We start from the raw sequence: 18,935 nt of genomic DNA, 5'->3' as shown, positions 1-18,935 counted from the left end.
GCTCCTTGCTCATATCCTCCGTCCACGTCGCGGGTCGGAGCCGTAGGGTGGACAAGCGCAGCGCAGTCCACCATCGCCGGCGCAGGGCTCGGTGGACTTCGCTCTCGCTCGTCCACCCGACCCGGCTAACCCGCCGACTTGGGAATCCGAATCTTCTGTCCGGGGTAGATGAGGTTGGCGTCCTTGATGACCTCCCGGTTCGCCTCGAAGATTCGGGGATAGGCGTTGGCATCGCCGTAATATTTCTTGGCGATGGCCGAGAGCGTGTCGCCTTTCTCGATCACATAGAAGTCGACCTCGGCGGTCTGAGGCGGTGCGGTGAGCTGATCGATCTTGACCTCCGCGACACCCTTGACGTTGCCGGCCATGAGAACGGCCTTCTCCATCGCCTCCGGGCTCTCGGCCTCGCCGGTCAGCGAGACCACGCCGTTGTCGTAATTCACGGTCAATCCCTTGATACCGGGATTGTCCTGCTCGATCTCCGCCTTGATCTTCTCTCCTGCCTCGGCATCGTTGCCGAAGAGCTTCTTGCCGATGTCTTTCGCGAAATCGAAGAGTCCCATGGAGTCCTCCGGTGGTGTGTTCGGTTTAGACCGCGGTGCCGCATTGCCTCGAAAATGCTCGCACACGCGACGGCGTTCGGCAATGGCGAGCCATTGCGGAACACCCCGCCGCGGCGGTGTCAGCCGTCGGCTAAGACTTGTGCCCGACACGCACAATCGCGATATTGACGTAAAGCACGTCCAGAGCGAGAGGCTCGTTTTCGAGCGAGCTCGACGTTCGGTGCATCCAAAACCCTCACCGGACACGCGCTTCAACATGATCGATTTTTTAGTATCCTAAACCGCGCCGGCTCCAGCGGTCGTCACGTCTGCCGGGGCTGATCCCAGTTAAAAACATCGCATGCCGCGCTGGGCGCGGTTTAGCCGGGTCACTGCCCGGGTCGCCGATCCGGATCCGGGATCGACCGCGTGCGATGGGCTGCCTCTCTCAGGGGCAACCCCGACCCGAGACCGTCCACAACAAGCATAAGCGGACCGACCAGGGCGGTCCGCCGGGAGGAGAGCCTGAGCATGACCGACACCACTGCCGTCGCAACCGTGACCCCCATGCAGTATCTGGACAAGGCCATGAACGGCCTTGACGATCTGGGCCTGCTCCCGACCGAAGCCGATCGGCAAGCCGATCCGATCATCGCGCTTCTGAATCAGATCTCGACCCTCGACGAAGGCCGCGTGACCGCCATCGCGCGCACCCTGAGCCAAGCGTCGCTCTTCAACGACGTGGTCCGCCAGCAGGTCCAGGCCATGGAGATCGGCAGTCGCTACGAGGACATCACCAACGCCTTCAACAGCATCCGCGACGATGCCAAGACGATGGTGGATCAGATCGAGGACGGCAAGCTCGACACCTTCGAGCGCATGAGCAACGTCTGGATGAAGGTCACGCGCGGCGACATCGCCGCGCGTTTCGACACGATCAAGACAACCTATCTGGACGTCACCTCCGCCACCGACGACCAGATTCGGCGCGAGCACCAGATCCTCGAGGCCTATCAAGACTTTCGCGGTGCCCTGAAACAGTCCGAGGTGTTGGCGCTCGAGGTTCTCGCGACCGCGCAGGGTCGGCTGGACGCGGCGAAGGCGTCGCTGGACGCGGCGATGAAGCAGGTCGAGGCGAACACCTCGGGCGAGCCGGCCGAGCGCGCGCGCCTCGAGCTGGCCCGCGACGAGCAAGTCCGCGCCCTGCAGCTCGAAGAGAAGCGCTATCAGATCGCCAAGGATCTCTCCGACAACCTGACCATCTCGTACAACACCTCCGAGGTGGTGATGGCGCGTCTGCTCCAGACGACGAACGCCAAGGAGCGCGTCTATGCGCAGGCCGTGAGCTTCTTCAGCACCAACGAGGTGGTCCTCACCGCACTCACGGCCTCATTCACCGGGATGTTCGGGCTGCACGAGGCCACTCAGACGGTGGAGGCGATGAAGGAGGGCGTGAGCCAGTCGCTCGAGGTCCTGGCCGATATCGGCGGGAAGGTCCAGGAAGCGGCGGTTCGGGCGGGTTACGGACCGACCGTGCGCGCCGATGCGGTCAAGAAGCTGGTCGACTCCGTCGTGACCTGGCAGACCCGATCGCACGAGATCATCGAGGAGATGCGCACCCAAAGCACCCGCAACGCCGAGGAGATCCGCGACGCGGTCGAAGAGGGCAAACGCAAGCTCGCACGCCTCGCCGAGGAGGGCAAGGGACTCGAGCTCAAGGTCGACGCATGAGCACGGAAGCCGCCGCGGACACCGGGGCGGGACCCGTCGGCGAAACGGCGGCGCCCGCCATGATCGCGGGCAGCAGCCATCCGCTCGACGAGGTCATGCTCGCGATGGACGTCGTGGATACGCTCAGACGCCGGGAGCGCCTCGTCACGGCCGAGCTCGACGACCTGGATCGCAAGGAGGATCTCAAGGAGCGGCTGCGCAAGATCTACGCAGCCCAGGGGATCGATGTGCCGGACCATGTCATCGAGCAAGGCGTGGCGGCCCTCGAGGAAGGCCGCTTCACCTATGCCCCGCCACCTCGATCGCTGACGACCCGACTTGCCCGCATCTACGTGAACCGCGGCAATTGGGGCAAGTGGGTCGGCGGGATCCTGGGCGTCATGATCCTCGCCGCCGTCATCCACTATGTCTCCTTCGTGGCCCCGGATGCCGAGTTGCCGGAGGACTTGGCGCGCGTCCATTCCGAGGCGATCGCGCTGGCCGAGAACGACCAAGCGCGCGAAACCCTCCAGCGCTATCTCGATGCAGGTCGGTCCGCGCTGCGCAACGACGACACCCCGGGCGCCCGCCTTGCGCTGCGCGAGCTTGAAACAGCCCTGACGACCTTGGAGCAGGAATACAACCTGCGCATCGTCAACCGTCCGGGCGAGCAGACCGGCGTTTGGCGCGTCCCTGACCTGAACACGAACGCGCGCAACTATTACATCCTGGTCGAGGCCGTGGATCCGACCGGGCGGGTGCTCCGCGTGCCGATTCGCAACGAGGAGACCCGCGAGACGGAGACCGTCGCCATCTGGGGGCTGCGCGTAGACGAGCAGACCTTCAATGCGGTTGCGCGCGACAAACGCGACGACGGCATCATCGAGCGGGACCGTTTCGGCTACAAGGGCCGCGGAGCGTTGGTTCCGCGCTACGACATGCCGACAACCGGCGGGGCGATCACACGGTGGTAAGTCCAGATCCGACGCTTGGGGGAACCGGCCGAGACGCGGCTCGGCCCACCTTCACGACAGACACCGCTTATTCTGGAGACCGCACATGATGTCCGGCAGACAAGCCCTCGGCGAGATCGATCGGGCGGTCGCGGAGGCACGCGCTCGGGTTGCCGCGGTCGAAGCCCGTGTCGAGTCCGCCGAGCAAGAATTGCAGGCGCAACGCCAGGGACAGCTCGAAGACTACAAGGCGCTCGCGCAGCTTCGCGTCGGATTGCTTGCGGACCCCGCGTTGCTCGAGCACCTGGACCAATCCGACCAGCAGGTTGCTGCGCTTCTGGCCCAACGCGAGACCGCGCTGACGCTGCTGAAGGAGCAGATCCGGATTGCGGAGTCAGCACTCCGCACCCTCGAGTCCGAGCGCGGCGAGCAGGCGGATCGGGTCGATGCCGCGGTTGGGGCGGTGGACGCCGCCGAGGCCCGTACCCAGGCTCGGCTCGCAGACGACGACGCCTACAAGGCCCGGCTCGATCGTGCGACCGATGCCGAACGCAAGGCCGCGCACGCCGCCGAGAAGGCAGACCGCAGCGACGAGGAACGCGAAGAAAAGGGTGTCTCGTACCGAGCAGATCCGCTCTTCATGTATCTCTGGAAACGCCGCTACGGCCAGCCCGGCTACAAGGCATGGCGGCTGACCCGGTGGCTCGACGGCAAGGTCGCCCGCCTGATCGGCTATGCCGACGCCGGCGCGAACTATGCCCGCTTAAACGAAATCCCCGAGCGCCTGCGCGAGCACGCCACCGCGCTCGCGAGCGCCGCCGAGTCCGAGCTTGCCGCCCTGAAGGCACTCGACGAAGCCGCACGGATCGAGGACGGGATCCCGGCACTCGAAGCCGATGTCCTCGACGCACAGGCGGCGATCGAGGCCATCGACACGCGTATCGCCGAAGCGCAGAACGACCTCCAGGGCCTCGAGGTACGCAAGGCCTTCTATGCCGCCGGACAGGACGACTACAGCGCCAAGGCGCTCGAGCTCATGACGTCCGAGATGCAGCGCGATGACCTGATGGAGCTGCGTCGCGAGGCACTCGCGACGCCCTTCCCGGAAGACGACCTGATCGTCGCCCGCCTCTTGGAGCGCGAGGACGAGCGGCGCCGACTCGAGGGCGCACTCCAGCCGCTGCGCGAGTCGCTCGTGCAGGCTCGGCAACGTCTCGACGAGGTCGAGGGTCTGCGGACGGACTTCAAACGCAGCAGCTACGACCGTGCCGACTCGCAATTCGGCAACGAGGCCATGATCGCCATGATGCTGGGGCAGTTCCTGAACGGTGCCCTGGACCGACGCAACCTCTGGCGCGTCATGCAGGAGCAGCAGCGCTACCGCACGGAGCGCTCCGACCCGGGTTTCGGATCCGGCGCCTTCGGTCGCGGTACGGTCTGGGGCGGCGGCCTCGGCGATTCACGCCCCCGAGGGGACATCTTCGGCGGTTTGGGCCGCGGGAGCGCCGCACGCCCCGGCGGCGGGGGTCGGTCGGGTGGCGCCGCCAGGCGCGGCGGGAGCAGTGGCGGCTTTCGCACCGGCGGAGGCTTCTGATGGCCTGCGTGGCGCGACGCATCTAAACCGCGTCACTCCGAAGATCGGAAAAATCCTCGAGCCCGACACAGCATGAAATGACGCATTTCACTCTGGACGCGGTTTAGGTCGGTCCGGTGTCCAACCAGCTTCGTTCGTTGCGTTGACGAGGTCGCATCCTGCTCGAGCGCATTCTCCTCATCGTCCTGCCGCTGTTTGCCGTGGTCGCGGTCGGGTTTTTCTACGCCCGTCGCCACCGCCCCGACATGCGCGCGGCCACCGCGCTCAATATGGACATCTTCGTGCCCGCCCTGGTCTTCTCGGCGCTCGCCGCGAAGGACGCGGACCTCGGTGCCTACGGGCTACTGGCGGTGGCCGGCGTCGCACTCGTGCTGGGTTCGGGCCTCATCGCCTGGCCGATCGCCCGATCGAGCGGTATCGCGGTGCGCACCTTTGTCCCGCCCATGATGTTCGTCAACTCGGGCAACATGGGTATCCCCTTGCTTGTCCTCGCCTTCGGCGAGCAGGCGATGCCCGCAGCGGTCGTGCTCTTTCTGATCGAGAACGTCCTGCACTTCTCGCTCGGGACCCGGATGCTCGACCGACATGCTGACATCCTCGGTGTTCTGCGCACCCCGGTGATGCTGGCCTGCATTGCCGGACTCGCCGTGAACCTCTCCGGCATCTCCCTGCATGAGCTGATTGCCCGGCCCGTGGACATGCTCGGTCAGGTCTCGATTCCGCTCATGCTCTTCACCCTCGGCGTGCGTCTCGTCGATGTCAACCTCGCGGATTGGCGTGTCGGACTTCTCGGCGCCATCGTTCGACCGCTCGTCGGTGTCCTGCTGGCTTGGGCGATTACCCTAGCGCTTGTCCTACCCCCCGAGCAGGCGAGCATCTTGATCGTCTTCGCCGCCCTGCCGCCCGCGGTGCTCAACGCCATCTTCGCCGAGCGCTACGCCCAAGAACCCGAGCGCGTCGCATCCATCGTCCTCCTCGGCAACGCCGCGGCCCTGGTCACGCTGCCGGCCGTGCTGCTGTTGGTGCTCTGAGCCTCGTCGTGCTCACGACGAGCCGCGATGCCGCGATCGCTCGGATATGTCACCAAGGCCTGCGCGTCTCGGGAGCTCGAACAGATCCAGATGGCCGTGCAGATCGCCGATCCCCACCAGCGGCGGACGTGTAGCCGTCATGCTGCGAGCCCGAGCAGGCGATCCGCAAGCCCGGCGATCTCGTCGCGCTGCGGCAGGGTGTCGAGCCATTCCGTAGGGATCGCCGCCGTGCCCAGCGCCGCGCCCAGAAGAGCCCCGGCGAGGCAGGCAACCGAATCGGAATCACCTCGGATCCGCGCAGCCTTCTCGACCGCCAAACCCAGATCCTCCGGCCAGCGCAGCGCCGCGGCGACCGCAAGGCCCAACGCACTGCCGGAGCGCCAACCGCCGTCGCCGGGCGGGATGGCTTCCTCGTCGAGCCAGTCCTCGCCGCGCTCAGCCCAAGCGATGGCCGCGCGCAGGCTTGACGCGACCTCGCCGCCTTGGTGCCAAGGCCCGTCGAGCCCTCGGATCGCCTCCTCCACCAACGTCGTGTCCCAGCATCCCGTCTCCAGGATCGCCCGCACCAGCCAGGCCCCAGCGATCGCCGCCTCGACCGCGTTCGGATGGGCGTGTGTGAGCAGCGCCGAGATGCGCGCGGCCTCGATCAACTCGTCACCCCGATAGACCAGCGCCAAGGGCACGATCCGCATCACCGCCCCGCAGCCGTCGGACGCGCGCACCCCGCTGGTGGTCCAATCACGGTCGCGCTCGAAGCGGGCAGCCCCGGTCAGGCAGGTATTGCCCGGCGCGGTCGACGGGGTCAGCGGGTCATGGCTCCAGCGCACGAAGGCCTCGCCGACCAGCGTGCCGAAACGGTCGGGATCGAGCGTCCCCGGTCCATGCTCCAGGATCGCCTCGCCCAGATACAGCGACATGTGGGTGTCGTCGGTCCAATGGCCCAGGTGGACCGGACGGGTGCGCACGCTCGCGTCCTTTACGAACTCGAGCGGGGCACCGAAGCGATCGCCGCACGCGTGGGCGAACAGCGCCGCACGGGCGCGATCGGCAAAGGTCGCGTTGTCGTCGGTTTGGGTCATGGGCGTCTTCTCGGTTGGGGTTGGCTCGGTCCCGTGCGCACACAGCGACGGATGTCCGTAGCTTCAATTGATGCTCGGACGTGCCGTTTGTCCACGAGCGGTTAGGCAAAAAAATTGCGCAGTCGTGCGACAGCGGTTGTCGCTTGGCCTTACGCGAAGGAGAAATAGCGCACCCTGGACTGCTGCTGGCTACCCTCCACTCGAGCCGACGCTCATCGCTTCCGCAGCAAACAAGGCGTCGAGCTGCGGATTGGTCGTCACCAACAGCAGCTTTTTCTGCATCGCTGTCCGGTTGATCTCGAGCCGGAAGAATGCGTCCCCGCCCGCCGGCGAATGCCGGCGGCGGATCAACTGGATCCGCCCGAACAGATGCCCGTGGCGCTCGGCGAAACGCGCCAGCCCGACGGCCTTCTCGACATTGTCGCCGAGGCTCGGGTCGTGGGGCTCCAGGATGTCGAACCGGAATCCCTCGCCCTCGGTCGCCCGGCGCACGATGACAAGACGGAGGGACGAGCGATGAGCACTAAAGAACGCGAGTTCCTACGGTCCGAAGTCACGACACTCGAGGGACTCCTCGGCAACCTGCCGGAAGACAGAATCATCGAGCGTATCGGATTCGAGGAGCGCTCGAGGCAAGCCCAAGAGCGGCTCGCCGTGCTCGAGGCCAGCCCCTTGGCCAAGGCGCTGCCCATCACGTTCCGCGGTGCGCCGGTCGAGGGCACACGTTCGATCGCTGCCGGCTTTGCGGCCGCGGCACTCAGGGCGTTTATCGAGGCAACCGATACGGTGGCGGCCAGTCTGACATCGGAAGGGCTTAAGGGCCGCGGTCGACTCCCTAGTGCAAGCCGCTCCTTGCGAATCATCGACACCGCACAAGGCTCGTTCGGTTTCGAGCTGGAGCTCCCTCCGCCGGTCACGGATCCGGCACAAATCCCGCCGCCGATCCCGGGCGAGGCGCAGGACCCCTATGCTCAGGCCATCGAAAGAACCTTCGAGCTGATCAAAGATGCAGCCTCATCGGATGACGTGGGGATGTCGGACCTGATAGCGGAGATCCATCCGCGTGCGGCGGCCAAGGTGCGCGCCTTCGCCAAGGTGCTGTCCGATCACGATGCCGGATTCGCCGCCGAGTTCGACGGCAAGAGCGTGCATTTGAACCGGGGAATCGAGGTCGAGCATGTCCTCGACGCACTCAAGGACGAAGACATTGCCGAGCGGACCGAAGAGCACTCCGGCGTATTGATGGGGATCCTTCCTGAGTCACGGCGCTTCGAGTGTCGGCTGGACGAGGGCCAACTGATCACGGGACGGGTCGACCGTGACTTGGAAAACCTAGGAGCATTCGAGGCGAACTGGGAGAACAAGAAAGCCCGATTGACCTTCAGAGTTGTTTCGGTGCGGACGAATCAGCGCTTCATATTGGTCGATGCAGCTCGGCCGGAGGGATCGATCGAGAGCTGATTGCTCGACACGAATCGGTCAACACGCGATGTACACGCTAATGATCGGCGGCGAATTCGACCTTGTCGTAAACCTCGGCCAGCGACAGCTCGGTGTCGAGCGCCGCCAAGGGGATGAGGTCGCTCGGGTCGGTGTAGACGGAAAGTAGCCAATCGCCGCTCGGTTGGCGCAGGAAGAGCTCGGCGCTCACCCGTTGCTGGGACAGGAGCAGATAGGCGCGTAGGCTGGGGATGGACCTGTAGTAGGCGAATTTATCTCCCCGGTCATAGGCCTCGGTGCTGTCGGAGAGGACCTCGACGATGAGTGCCGGGTTTGTGATGACGTCGCGGCGGTCATCCAGAAATTGCCGCTCTCCGCAGGTCGCCATCACGTCCGGATAAGCGCCCAGTTTGGCGGACTCGACGCGGACCTTCATATCGCTGGTGTAGACATAGCAAGGGCGGCCCTTGAAATGATTCCCTAGCTCCCGCAGGACGTTTCCGCAGATTAGGTTGTGTCCCTCGGAGCCGCCCGCCATGGCGAAGACCTCGCCATTCAAATATTCGGTACGTCCCTGATCCAATGTACGTTCGGCGGCGAGCCAGTCTGCAAAATCAAGGTGGTGTTTGGGCTGAATAGACATGATTGGACTCCGGGTCCGGACCGAAACTACGCTCGAACGAGAGCGCACGCGGATCGCAACTGGGGACTGAACATACCCCGCAATGTCTGCTTGGACAAGCAGCCGACGCGACTCGACGGCCTCTGTCCATCAACCGTCGCGGGCGATCTCGGCACGAATCGACGGCGCTATCGTTTCGATCGATGCGGGTACACGAACCTCGAGATCGTCCATCGCGGCGGCGACCAGCGCCATGACAGGCGCGTGCGCGCGGGCAACGTCCTCGGCATCGAATTGGTGGAAGCCTTGGTAGTCCGCGCGAAGTCGGTCGGCCTCGAGCTGCCCGAGCGTCTTCAAGTGCTGCCGATCGAAGGCCCCGGATCGGACGAAGTGGGCCGCGAAAAGCCGCTGAGTCCCTTCATGGGTCTTCGTCTCCAACCCATGGCTGAACAAGAGCGCGCGGACCGCATGAAACGCGGCGTAATAGAGGTTGGAGATGCACTTGCGATGGACGCCGACCTGACGATTCGCGCGGAAGCTGCGCAACTCGTCGAGCAGCAGCCCCAGCTCATCGGTCACTGCACTTAAGCGCTCGTCTTCGCCCATAGCTCGATCCCGTCTTGCATGATGTCGTCCAGCAGTCGGCGGCTCGTCCCGTCACCGTCGCGGATGACGATGGGCCGTAGGTGCGGGAGATCCTCCCAGCCCTCTTGAGCGGACTCCGCGATGTCGGATAGGTCTCGCGCGATCGACCGGTCCGCGGCGCCCGAGACGAAGACCGCGAGATCCAGGTCGGAATCCTCGCCACCCTCGCCCCGAGCGCGGCTGCCGAACACCAGGATGCGCTCGATGGCGGTGCTGTCGAACCGGTGCAGACTGTTTGTGACAAAGATCGCCAACAGTTGCTGCTCCCCCGGCGTAAAGGGTGTGCCTGCGGGGCAATTGATCGGGGCAAAAAGGCTTGATCGGGCGGACATCTCGGGATTGTGTTCTTGATCCGGCCCGTCGTCGAGGGTTTGGACAGGTGCGGGATGATGGGGTTGCTCGAGCGCCGGCCAATACGGCTCGTGGCGCAGAGCGCCACAGCATGCGTGACACCGCGGAGCGGGTGTCACGAGTCCCTTAAGGTTTAGGTGGCCGGTCCGACGAATGAACGGCACCCCGGCCTCATGCTCGCCTGTCGGCGAGCAGGTCGAGCTCGACGTGATGATCCCCGGTGGGCTATGAATCCGCCGGCTTTTCAACAACGGGTGCCGGGCTGCCTTGCACCCTCTCGCGCAGACCTTGCACGAAGACATAGAGCGGCGGGATGACGAAGATGCCGAGAAATGTCGCGGCACTCATGCCGCCCAGGACCACGACACCGAGCGAGAGTTGGCTCGCGGCACCGGCGCCGGTCACCAGCACCAGCGGCAGCATCCCGAGGATGAAGCTCACGGCGGTCATGAGCACCGCGCGATAGCGGATGCGTGCAGCGTCGGCGGCGGCTTGTTGGATGGAGCGGCCCTCCTCGCGCAACTGTTTGGCGAACTCGACGATGAGGATCGCGTTCTTGCTGGCGAGCCCGATCAGCATGACCAACCCGATCTGGGTATAGACGTTGTTGTCGAGCCCGGTGAGCCAAGTCGCGGCCAACCCCCCGAGGGCCGCGATGACGACCGACAGGATGACCGCGGTCGGTACCGTCCAGCTCTCGTATTGGGCGACCAGGAAGAGATAGACGAAGAGCAGGGCCAGCATCAATACCACGGCGGCCTCGCCGCCGGCCTGCACCTCTTGGAAGGTCGTGCCGCTCCAGTCGACGGCGAAACCGGGCGGCAGGGTGTTGCGCTCGATCTCGCGCAAGGCCTCGATGCCCTCGCCGGTACTGCCGACCGGGGTGACGTTGACGCTGGCGGCGCGGAACATGTTGAAGCGCCGCGTACTCTCGGGGCCGAGCACCGGCTCGACCGTCACCAGGGATTGGATCGGGACCATCTCGCCGAGAGTGTTGCGCACGTGCAGCCGGTTCAGATCCTCCGGCGTCATCCGGAAGGGCGCATCGGCCTGCAGGAAGACGCGGTAGGTTCGCCCGAAGAGGTTGAAGTCGTTGACGTAGAGCGAGCCGAGGTTGGCCTGCAGGGTCACGAAGAGATCGGACAGGCGCACGCCCAGGGTCTCGGCCTTTTCACGGTCGATGTCGAGGAACAACTGCGGCGTCTGGGCGCTGAAGGTCGAGAAGGCGCGTTGAATCTCGGGGTTCTCGTTGGTGTTGATGATGAAGCCCTGCAGCGCCTGCGCCAGCTCATCCGGCGAACGCCCGGCCAGGTCCAAGAGCTCCATCTCGATACCGCCCGCGGTGCCCAGACCCTGGATCGGCGGGGCGGCGAAGGCGAAGACGGTCGCTTGCGGCAGCGCCAAGAGCTTCGGCTGAACACGGGCGAGCACCGCGTCGGACGTACTTTGCGCACCCGGTCGGTCGTCCCAGCTCTTCAGGACGGCGATGGCCATACCGCCGCTCGAGCGCACCCCGGCGAGCAGACTGAAGCCCGCGACGGTCATCACGTGATCGATCTCCTCCTCGGCGGCGAGGAGTTGCTGGACCTCCTGCAGGACCGCACCCGTGCGGTCGACGGAGGAGGCGTCCGGCAGGGAGACGTCGATAAAGAAGTAGCCGGTGTCCTCGGTCGGGATGAAGCCGGTCGGCACCTTCTCGAAGAGCCAGACGGTGCCGGCCATGGAGGCGGCGATGATGAGCACGGCAACGAACGAGCGCCGCCCGAGCGAGGCGACCCCGCGTGCATAGCCGTCGCGGCTCCAGTCCAGGGCATTGAAGAACCAGCGCAGCGGGCCCCGCGGCTCGCGCGAGGGACGCAGCAGCAGACCGCAGAGTGCCGGACTCAGGGTCAGCGCGATGAGCGAGGACAGGGTCACCGCGACCGAGATGGTGACCGCGAATTGCAGATAGAGCTGGCCGGTGATGCCGGGCAGGAAGGCGGTCGGCACGAAGACCGCGTAGAGGACAAGGGTCGTTGCGATGACGGGGCCCGTCACCTGCTGCATCGCACGCTTGGCCGCCTCCTTCGCGCTCAATTTTTCCTCGTCGATCAGGCGCTGGGTATTCTCGACCACGACGATGGCGTCGTCCACGACGATGCCGATCGCAAGGATGACGGCGAACATCGAGACGGTGTTGATCGACAGGCCCGCGGCCAACAGGACCGCGAAGGTCCCGATGATGGAGCCCGGGATCGCCAGCACCGGCACCAGGGTCGCACGCCAGTCGCCGAGAAAGGCGTAGGTCACCAGGATGACCAGCGAGAGCGCCTGCAGGAGGGTGATGACCACGTTGCGCATGCTGATGCGTACGAAGTCGGTGGTGTCGTAGTAGATGTCGTATTCGAGGTCGTCCGGGAAGCGCTCCGCGAGCTGGTCCAGGGTCGCGTAGACCCGATCGGCGGTCTCGAGCGCATTGGCGCCCGGGGCGAGATAGATCCCGAGCGCGGCGGTCGGCACCCCGTCGATCCAGGCGTTCGAGTCGTAGGTCTGGGCGCCGAGCTCGATGCGCGCGACGTCGGCAAGGCGGATCACCGAGCCGTCCGGGTTGGCGCGAACCAGGATGCGGTCGAACTCCTCGGGTGTCGTCAACCGCCCCTTGGCCTGGAGCGTGTAGGTGAAGGCGCGCCCTTCGTTGTCCGGCGGTGCCCCGAGCCGACCGGCAGCGGCCTGGAGGTTCTGGCGACGGATCGCATCGGCCACCTCCGCCTCGCTGACCCCGAGGGAGGTCATCACCTGCGGGTCGAGCCAGATGCGCATCGCGTAGTCGAGCGCGCCGAACTGGCTCGCCTCGCCGACGCCGGGCAGACGCGCCAAGGCATCGCGGATGTTGATCTCCATGTAGTTGGAGAGGAAGAGCCGGTCGAATGTCCCCTCGGGCGAGAGCAGGTTTACCGTCAGCAGCATGCTGGTCGACTGCTTGCGCACCGACACGCCCTGCTGGGTCACCTCGTTCGGCAGAGTCGGCAGCGCCAGACCCACGCGGTTCTGCACGTTGACCGCGGCGATGTCCGGGTCGGTGCCGACGGCGAAGGTGACGTCGAGCCGGTAACCACCCGAGCTGTCGGTGGTCGAGGTCATGTAGAGCATGTCGTCGACGCCGTTGACCTCGGCCTCGATCGGTGCGGCGACCGTCTCGGCAACGATCTCGGAGCTGGCGCCGGGATAGAAGGCCTGCACCGAGACCTGCGGCGGAACGATGTCCGGGAACTGCGCGACCGGCAGTACGCGGATGGCGATGACCCCCGCGATGATGATGACGAGCGAGATCACCATCGCGAAGCGGGCGCGGGAGATGAAGAAGGCGGAGAACATGGGGTCAGTCTCCGCTGTAGAGCTCGGACGAGACCGGCTGCACGATCATGCCCGGCCGGGCCTTCTGGATGCCGTCGACGATCACCCGCTGGCCCGGCTCGAGGCCGGAGAGTACGACCCAATCGGTCTCGATGCGATCGCCGAGCGTGACCCGGGTCACCTGCACGCGCTCGTCATCGGTCAGGGTCAGCACCAGCCGGCCGGCCTGATCCTGTTGAACCGCCACCTGCGGGATCACCAGGGCCTGCTCGGGTTGCAGTGCGCGCGCCTTCACGGTGACGAACTGGCCCGGCAACAACACCCCGCCGGGATTGTCGAAGAGCGCCCGGACCCGCACGGTATCCGTGGTCGCGTTCACCTCGGGGTCGAAGAACTGAAACTCGCCGGGCTCCTCGAGCATGGTCCCATCGGCGAGACGCAGATAGGGCGCGAAGTCGTTCGATGTCTGCGCTTGGCGCACGGCCAACATGGCGCGATCGGTGACGGGAATGGTCACGAAGATGGGATCGAGCCGAACCAGACGCGCCAGCGGCCCGGCCGCGGGACCGACCACGGCACCCTCGGCGAAGTTGGCGCGACCGATGGTGCCCTCGAAGGGGGCGCGGATCTCGGTGTAGCCGAGGTCGATCTCGGCGCTTTGCAGCGCTGCCAGGGCGGCGCTGCGAGCCGCGTCCGCCTCCTGCTGGGCGGCAACCGATTGATCGAGCTCGGACTGGGATGCGGAATTGCGCGCCACCAGCGGCTCGATGCGTTCGCGCTGCAGTCGGGCATTGAGGAGTGTCGCCTCCGCACGCTCCACATCCGCGCGGCGCGCCGCCACGATCGCCTCGAAGGGCTCGCGCTCGATGCGGAACAGGAGCTGACCTGCCTCGACGCTCGCGCCCTCTTCGAACTCGCGCGCGGAAAGGAACCCGTTGACGCGGGCGATCAGATCGACCGAATCCGTCGCCTCCACGCGGGCAACGAACTCCATCGAGGGCGTCACCTCGCGCACGGTTGCCGCGGCGACGCCGACCGAAGGCGGCGGACCCGCGACCGGTACCGTCACGGCGCCTTGCTCGCAACCGGCGAGGGCCAGTGCAAACATCGTGACAATGGTTCCCGGAATGCGTTGCATGGTGACTCCCGATGGGTGCTGCATGTCTCGAGCCGAGCGGGCGGGGGATCCCGGGGACGTCGGCCACACAGGATATGGAATGGCGTGCGGTGTGCCTGGATGGTAACGGCGGTCGGAGGTCGCAGCAAGCGACGGCGACACCGGCTTCGATCCCGCAGATGCCGTATTTCCCTACTTCAAACCCATCAGAGGATGTCGTTCAATGCCATGCCGATCCCGATCGTATTCTGCTTCCAGTTGTAGTCGATCAGGCTGTCGCCGTAGCCGGTAAAGGCGCGGACATAGACGCGCAAGGGCCCGAGGACTTGCGGCAACATCCAAGTGAACTGCGCGGCACCCTTATCGGTGCTCGGATTGCCGCGGCCCATGAGCGTGAAGCTGTGATCGCGCCATTTATAGAAGGCCGTGATATCGCCGTAGCCGTAGTAGTCCGTGATGTCGGGGTTGTCGTCGTCGGCATCGCCGTCATCGATGCGCACCCAGGGCCGCAACACCAACGCGAAGTTGCCCCTTTCGATACCGATCGAGGCGACGAGGCGGTCCCAGCTGCGCGAGATGGGATCGGATCGGCCGTTGGATTGGTGATTGTAGCCGACGTTGAGCAGGCGCCAATCGAAACCGCCGAAACTGATGTCCGGTCTGAAGCTGACCATTAACTCGGGCATGAAGTTGGTCTCGCGAAAGGGGCGCGAGATCCTGTCGTTGTAGACCTGCCACTGGCTCATCTGCGAGTAGGCGGCCCACACCCCCCAGCGTCGATCATCCGTCGTCCACACCCGGAATTTGAAGCTGAGCTGAAAACGCGCCTCGGTGTTGTCAAGGTCTTGCTCGTCGACTTCGAGGGCATCGAAGAGCGGCGAGAAAGGCCGGTTGTTGATGCGGTCGGTATAGTTGCCGACCAGCAGATAGTTGGGGTTGTAGAAGCTGATATCGTAAGGGCTCGATCCCGGATCGAAGGCCCATGCCTTGTCGATCGACGAGGTCTCCCCAGGGGTTCGGCTCTCGCTCGGACCCGGCGCGACACCGCCCGACGCGGGTGCCGAGGGCGCGACCATCGCGGCTCGCTCCGGGGCCGCGTCGCGCGATGCCTGCACGGCGACGGGAAGACGCCCGCTGGCGCGGTCGTAACAGGCAAGCCGCGCCTGATCCGCCTGAATCCCCGCGCATTCAGCGATGCTCGGCAATGGGGCATCGGCGCGAACCGGACCGCCCTGCATCAGGGTCGCCGCCATCAGCGCCGTTGCGCCGAGCCCCTTGAGCTGCTGAAACAGCGTCATTCGGTCCTCCTCTGAAACGTCGCGGGCCTTATCGCGGTCACCTTACAATCCGGGTTCTCTGCCCTGATTTGCGCTTTGTTCGTCGATGACTCGGATCCCTCGGCGTGCGCGATCCGGGCAACCTCCGAGAAACCGACGCAGGCCGTCGCAGCCGCGGGGGTGATCGATCCGCCGCCGGATGCGCGTGTGGCCATGTCGCGAATCGCCGGAAATCGTCCTCGAAGCGGACGCGCAACGCAACCCGGCTCGGATGGCCGGCGCCGGTGCTGGTCCTGCTCGATCTCGGGATGCTATGGTCACGGCGCTTCAGCCACCCATCTTCATCACTGCTGACTTCTAACTTTAAGGAGTGTCTCCGATGCCAGCGCCTTGCCTCGCTCGTGTCGCCGGTACCATCGTATTGTCGACCGGGATCGCCGCGGTCTCGATGGCGCAATCGCCGCCGGGCGCCAGCTTCTCGATCGCCCCCCTCGTTCAATTCGACAGCGACCTGGACTCCGGCGGCGATGCCGCATATGCCGCGATCCTCACATCGCTCGGAACAAGCTGGAGAATCGACGAGCGATCGTCTCTCGGGGTGCGCCTGCGCCTCGACTACGAGGACTGGGACTTCGACAAGCCACTCGGATTCGGCGGCGAGCAGCCCTGGGACAGGCTCTACCGAGCCGGCATCTCCGTACCCTACGGCTTTACGACCGAGAGCGGCTGGCGGTTGGGGCTAAACCCGACGATCGAGTCCTCGGGGGAATCCGGCGCCAACTTCTCGGAGACGCTCGAATACGGCGCCACGGCCTCCGTGTCGCGCGCCGTGCGGCCTGATCTGACCCTCGGGTTGGGCGTCGGCGTCTTCGAGCGCATCGAGGAGACGAGCGCCTTCCCCTTCCTGATCATCGACTGGCGGATCAACGATCGCTTGCGACTCACCAACCCCTTCCCGGCTGGCCCGGCCGGTCCGGCGGGGTTGGAGCTGTCCTATACGCTCGATTCGGGCTGGACCGCAGGCGCGGGCGCGGCCTACCGATCTTATCGCTTTCGACTCGACTCCGACGGTCCCTTCCCGGACGGCGTCGGCGAGCACAGATTCATCCCCGTCTTCGTCCAGGTCGGGCGTGACCTGACGGAGAACCTGAGAATCAATCTCTACGCCGGTGCTGCAATGGAGACCCGGTTGAGGGTCGAGGACGAGAAGGGTCGGCGTCTGTACGAGGAGGATCAGGATCCGGCGGCGATGCTGGGGGTGTCTTTGATCGGGCGTTTCTAGCACTAAACCGCGTCATCCGGGATGAGCGCTGCTGGCGTCCGGGTCGAGGCTTGCGGGTTCTTGGCGCCTTTGCGGGGACGCGGTTTAGGAGATCGGGGATTTAGGCTTGACGTGCTAGATCAGTCGCATCGTGCAGCCCATTCACACCAGATCAGGAGTCAAGCATCGATACTCAATAAACGTCGAGATAGTGCTCAAGTCGAATCCACATACACGACTTGACGTGCCGGACAGAGGCGATGAGCATTTCAATCAACGCGACCTTGAGGTTCGGCGCGCTTAGATCAAAGAAGCCATCCGCCCACAAATGGATACCCACAAGAATGGTTTGGCTGCCACCACCTTGAGAGAGACCCCAATAAACTCCCGAATCACACCTCAAAAGCTCTCGCCGAACTCATGCCTATACCGGATTACGAAACATTGATGTTGCCGTTACTTGAAATCGCAGCCTCAGCCCAGGGTCAAGACGTCAAGCTATCCGATGCAGTTGATCAGCTAGCCTCACGATTCAAGTTGAGCGAGAGTGAGAGAACGGAGTTGTTGCCGAGCGGAGGCACCTTTAAGTTCTCCTCTCGAGCGTCCTGGGCCCGCACCTATCTGCAGAAAGCTGGGTTACTCGAAGCCCCGAAGCGAGGCTACTTTCGACTCACTCAGCGAGGCATAAGAATACTCAAGCAATCTCCCGTCAAAATCGACAACAAAATTTTGTCGCAGTTTCCAGAGTTCGCGGCTTTTCAGGGCAAAAAGAAATCGCCTAAAGTGGAGTCCGGAGACCACTCGAAAGAGACACCGATTGAATCCATATCCTCATTTTACGAACAGTTTCGAGAAGCACTCGCAACGGAGTTGCTTGATCGAGTCAAGAAATGCTCGCCTCAATTTTTTGAACGCCTTGTCATTCACGTTCTTTTAAAGATGGGGTACGGTGGCTCATTCAAGGATGCCGGAGCGGCTCTCGGGAAAACCGGGGACGGTGGGATAGACGGAGTCATCAGAGAAGACAAGCTGGGTCTTGACAACATCTACATCCAAGCAAAACGCTGGGTTGACAAGCCCGTTGGCAGTCCGGATCTCGATCAGTTTTCCGGAGCCCTCTCGAAGAAAAAGGCGACAAAAGGCATTTTCATAACGACATCAACGTTTACAAAAGACGCTCAGGCATCTTTGAAAGATTATACTTCTCGCATCGTTTTAATCGACGGGAGTCAACTCGCGAAGTACATGATTGACTACGGTGTTGGAGTATCCGTTATGGACGTATTCGAACTCAAGAAAATAGACTCCGATTTTTTTGAGGAAGACATATAGCACCTGCAATCATATCGATGCAGGTATCGCGCGCAAGAATTGGGGCGGATGCGTTTAGAGTCCACGCGTAACTGGCGCTTTTAATAATGCTTACCGTGACGACCTTACCACCCCCGCGCACGACCTGAAATGATACGGTTGAGAAATCAAGCATCACTAATTGAAAACGCGTGTGATGCCGATCTGCGGCTCTTCTGGATCGTGCTGAAACGCGCCGCCCTTCGTGCATAGGAGAATTCAGCGAGAACGGACACCACACTCGTGATCATCCGAGCCTGCGCCATTGAATATGTGAGGCCCGAGGGCGAGGATATCGGAAAGGTTGGTAACTGCGTCATCGGCAGATCGTGCAATCAAATCCCAAGAGGTCGATGAAACCATGAACGCGAAGGCGCTGATCGATTCGGCTCTGAAACTCTCCTCTGCCGAGCGCTTTGAGCTGATTGACGAGCTCTTGCACAGCCTGGACCGTCCTGATCCGGAAATCGACCGTCTCTGGATCGAGGAAGCCGAGCGGCGTCTCGCAGCTTATCGCTCCGGTCAGGTCAAGGGGATTCCCGCGGAGGACGTTCTGGGGGAATTTTGATGCGTTTCGAATTCTCACCCGAGGCGAAGGCTGAGTAGGAAGACGGCGTTCGCTATCACGAG

The 18,935-nt window shown here is 64.1% G+C and carries 17 protein-coding genes; 8 read left to right on the top strand and 9 right to left on the bottom strand.

What is annotated here, in order from left to right; translation table 11 throughout:
* Positions 1-125 precede the first annotated feature (125 nt).
* Complete coding sequence (lysM, locus tag THIMADRAFT_RS06685) at positions 126-563, bottom strand: peptidoglycan-binding protein LysM (RefSeq protein ID WP_007192226.1); 438 nt, start codon at positions 561-563, stop codon at positions 126-128.
* A 510-nt stretch (positions 564-1,073) separates the two neighbouring features.
* Between lysM and THIMADRAFT_RS06680 the strand changes: the two genes are divergently transcribed.
* From THIMADRAFT_RS06680 to THIMADRAFT_RS06665, 4 genes are all read left to right on the top strand, one after another.
* Entirely contained in the window at positions 1,074-2,273 is a 1,200-nt protein-coding gene (locus THIMADRAFT_RS06680) for a hypothetical protein (RefSeq protein WP_007192224.1), read from the top strand.
* The gene (locus THIMADRAFT_RS06675; RefSeq protein ID WP_007192223.1) at positions 2,270-3,226 is read left to right on the top strand and encodes a DUF6384 family protein; all 957 of its coding nucleotides are present in this window, start codon (positions 2,270-2,272) and stop codon (positions 3,224-3,226) included. Before THIMADRAFT_RS06680 ends, THIMADRAFT_RS06675 begins: the two co-directional genes overlap by 4 nt.
* 85 nt (positions 3,227-3,311) lie before the next feature.
* Complete coding sequence (locus THIMADRAFT_RS06670; protein WP_007192222.1) at positions 3,312-4,799, top strand: coiled-coil domain-containing protein; 1,488 nt, start codon at positions 3,312-3,314, stop codon at positions 4,797-4,799.
* 245 nt (positions 4,800-5,044) lie between these two features.
* A complete protein-coding gene (locus THIMADRAFT_RS06665) occupies positions 5,045-5,830 on the top strand; it encodes an AEC family transporter (RefSeq protein WP_083829240.1) in 786 nt (261 codons plus the stop codon).
* Positions 5,831-5,967: 137 nt separating this feature from the next.
* Here the strand turns inward: THIMADRAFT_RS06665 and THIMADRAFT_RS06660 are convergent, their stop codons facing one another.
* On the bottom strand, positions 5,968-6,909 hold the full coding sequence (locus THIMADRAFT_RS06660) for an ADP-ribosylglycohydrolase family protein (RefSeq protein ID WP_007192220.1): 942 nt from the start codon (positions 6,907-6,909) through the stop codon (positions 5,968-5,970).
* A gap of 189 nt (positions 6,910-7,098) precedes the next feature.
* Positions 7,099-7,401 carry a hypothetical protein gene (locus THIMADRAFT_RS06655; protein WP_007192219.1) on the bottom strand — a complete coding sequence of 101 codons (303 nt, stop codon included), beginning with the start codon at positions 7,399-7,401 and terminating at the stop codon, positions 7,099-7,101.
* Between the two features lie 24 nt (positions 7,402-7,425).
* Here THIMADRAFT_RS06655 and THIMADRAFT_RS06650 point away from each other — a divergent pair, with 24 nt between their 5' ends.
* On the top strand, positions 7,426-8,370 hold the full coding sequence (locus THIMADRAFT_RS06650; protein WP_007192218.1) for a hypothetical protein: 945 nt from the start codon (positions 7,426-7,428) through the stop codon (positions 8,368-8,370).
* A 37-nt stretch (positions 8,371-8,407) separates the two neighbouring features.
* Here the strand turns inward: THIMADRAFT_RS06650 and THIMADRAFT_RS06645 are convergent, their stop codons facing one another.
* From THIMADRAFT_RS06645 to THIMADRAFT_RS06620, 6 genes are all read right to left on the bottom strand, one after another.
* On the bottom strand, positions 8,408-8,992 hold the full coding sequence (locus THIMADRAFT_RS06645) for a Uma2 family endonuclease (RefSeq protein ID WP_007192217.1): 585 nt from the start codon (positions 8,990-8,992) through the stop codon (positions 8,408-8,410).
* Between the two features lie 129 nt (positions 8,993-9,121).
* Positions 9,122-9,577 (bottom strand): HEPN domain-containing protein, encoded by a 456-nt coding sequence (locus tag THIMADRAFT_RS24500; protein ID WP_007192216.1) that lies wholly within the window; start codon positions 9,575-9,577, stop codon positions 9,122-9,124.
* Positions 9,556-9,948, bottom strand: a complete 393-nt coding sequence (locus tag THIMADRAFT_RS27000; RefSeq protein WP_040730116.1) for a nucleotidyltransferase family protein — start codon at positions 9,946-9,948, stop codon at positions 9,556-9,558. Before THIMADRAFT_RS27000 ends, THIMADRAFT_RS24500 begins: the two co-directional genes overlap by 22 nt.
* Positions 9,949-10,192: 244 nt before the next feature.
* A complete protein-coding gene (locus THIMADRAFT_RS06630) occupies positions 10,193-13,321 on the bottom strand; it encodes an efflux RND transporter permease subunit (protein ID WP_007192214.1) in 3,129 nt (1,042 codons plus the stop codon).
* A gap of 4 nt (positions 13,322-13,325) precedes the next feature.
* A complete protein-coding gene (locus tag THIMADRAFT_RS06625) occupies positions 13,326-14,438 on the bottom strand; it encodes an efflux RND transporter periplasmic adaptor subunit (RefSeq protein ID WP_007192213.1) in 1,113 nt (370 codons plus the stop codon).
* Between the two features lie 185 nt (positions 14,439-14,623).
* Positions 14,624-15,715 (bottom strand): phospholipase A, encoded by a 1,092-nt coding sequence (locus tag THIMADRAFT_RS06620; RefSeq protein WP_007192212.1) that lies wholly within the window; start codon positions 15,713-15,715, stop codon positions 14,624-14,626.
* Positions 15,716-16,073: 358 nt separating this feature from the next.
* Here THIMADRAFT_RS06620 and THIMADRAFT_RS06610 point away from each other — a divergent pair, with 358 nt between their 5' ends.
* From THIMADRAFT_RS06610 to THIMADRAFT_RS06600, 3 genes are all read left to right on the top strand, one after another.
* Positions 16,074-16,976 (top strand): DUF6268 family outer membrane beta-barrel protein, encoded by a 903-nt coding sequence (locus THIMADRAFT_RS06610; protein WP_007192211.1) that lies wholly within the window; start codon positions 16,074-16,076, stop codon positions 16,974-16,976.
* 426 nt (positions 16,977-17,402) lie between these two features.
* Positions 17,403-18,287: a restriction endonuclease gene (locus tag THIMADRAFT_RS06605; RefSeq protein ID WP_139052725.1), complete on the top strand. Its 885-nt coding sequence runs from the start codon at positions 17,403-17,405 to the stop codon at positions 18,285-18,287.
* 379 nt (positions 18,288-18,666) lie between these two features.
* A complete protein-coding gene (locus THIMADRAFT_RS06600; RefSeq protein WP_007192209.1) occupies positions 18,667-18,873 on the top strand; it encodes an addiction module protein in 207 nt (68 codons plus the stop codon).
* Positions 18,874-18,935 lie beyond the last annotated feature (62 nt).

The sequence above is a fragment of the Thiocapsa marina 5811 genome, from assembly GCF_000223985.1.
Classification (GTDB): Bacteria; Pseudomonadota; Gammaproteobacteria; order Chromatiales; family Chromatiaceae; genus Thiocapsa; species Thiocapsa marina.
Note: the sequence above shows the minus strand (reverse complement) of the source record. Positions and strands in the feature narration are given on the sequence as shown.

Bases quoted from the DNA above. Each gene is read 5' to 3' on its own strand.
- THIMADRAFT_RS06675 (WP_007192223.1), top strand. From the start codon at position 2,270: ATGAGCACGGAAGCCGCCGCGGACACCGGGGCGGGACCCGTCGGCGAA.
- THIMADRAFT_RS06620 (WP_007192212.1), bottom strand. From the start codon at position 15,715: ATGACGCTGTTTCAGCAGCTCAAGGGGCTCGGCGCAACGGCGCTGATG.
- THIMADRAFT_RS06650 (WP_007192218.1), top strand. From the start codon at position 7,426: ATGAGCACTAAAGAACGCGAGTTCCTACGGTCCGAAGTCACGACACTC.
- THIMADRAFT_RS06630 (WP_007192214.1), bottom strand. From the start codon at position 13,321: ATGTTCTCCGCCTTCTTCATCTCCCGCGCCCGCTTCGCGATGGTGATC.
- THIMADRAFT_RS06660 (WP_007192220.1), bottom strand. From the start codon at position 6,909: ATGACCCAAACCGACGACAACGCGACCTTTGCCGATCGCGCCCGTGCG.
- THIMADRAFT_RS06680 (WP_007192224.1), top strand. From the start codon at position 1,074: ATGACCGACACCACTGCCGTCGCAACCGTGACCCCCATGCAGTATCTG.
- THIMADRAFT_RS27000 (WP_040730116.1), bottom strand. From the start codon at position 9,948: ATGTCCGCCCGATCAAGCCTTTTTGCCCCGATCAATTGCCCCGCAGGC.
- THIMADRAFT_RS06665 (WP_083829240.1), top strand. From the start codon at position 5,045: ATGCGCGCGGCCACCGCGCTCAATATGGACATCTTCGTGCCCGCCCTG.
- THIMADRAFT_RS06645 (WP_007192217.1), bottom strand. From the start codon at position 8,992: ATGTCTATTCAGCCCAAACACCACCTTGATTTTGCAGACTGGCTCGCC.
- THIMADRAFT_RS06605 (WP_139052725.1), top strand. From the start codon at position 17,403: ATGTTGCCGTTACTTGAAATCGCAGCCTCAGCCCAGGGTCAAGACGTC.
- THIMADRAFT_RS06625 (WP_007192213.1), bottom strand. From the start codon at position 14,438: ATGCAACGCATTCCGGGAACCATTGTCACGATGTTTGCACTGGCCCTC.
- THIMADRAFT_RS06600 (WP_007192209.1), top strand. From the start codon at position 18,667: ATGAACGCGAAGGCGCTGATCGATTCGGCTCTGAAACTCTCCTCTGCC.
- THIMADRAFT_RS06610 (WP_007192211.1), top strand. From the start codon at position 16,074: ATGCCAGCGCCTTGCCTCGCTCGTGTCGCCGGTACCATCGTATTGTCG.
- lysM (WP_007192226.1), bottom strand. From the start codon at position 563: ATGGGACTCTTCGATTTCGCGAAAGACATCGGCAAGAAGCTCTTCGGC.
- THIMADRAFT_RS06670 (WP_007192222.1), top strand. From the start codon at position 3,312: ATGATGTCCGGCAGACAAGCCCTCGGCGAGATCGATCGGGCGGTCGCG.
- THIMADRAFT_RS24500 (WP_007192216.1), bottom strand. From the start codon at position 9,577: ATGGGCGAAGACGAGCGCTTAAGTGCAGTGACCGATGAGCTGGGGCTG.